This is a genomic window from Limosilactobacillus reuteri, from assembly GCF_020785355.1.
In the GTDB taxonomy this organism is placed as follows: Bacteria; Bacillota; Bacilli; order Lactobacillales; family Lactobacillaceae; genus Limosilactobacillus; species Limosilactobacillus reuteri_I.
On the sequence record NZ_JAJGVH010000029.1, the window covers coordinates 1 to 209 of the forward strand.

At 38.3% G+C, this 209-nt stretch carries 1 rRNA gene; it reads left to right on the forward strand.

The features are described 5' to 3' along the window. Positions 1–142: 142 nt before the first annotated feature. Positions 143–209, forward strand: a 16S ribosomal RNA gene (locus tag LMB56_RS00745); the annotation flags it as partial.

Consider the following 209-nt stretch of genomic DNA (forward strand, 5'->3'; position numbering starts at 1 on the left):
TAGACCTTTGAAAACTGAACAAAGTTTCGACGAATCAAATGTGTAGGGTCTTCAATCACGATGTGATTTGAAGCAAAACATTTGCGAAGTCAATTCGCTTAATAGCAAAGATAATTGAGAGCTATTCAAGTTCTTATATATTTTATATGAGAGTTTGATCCTGGCTCAGGATGAACGCCGGCGGTGTGCCTAATACATGCAAGTCGTAC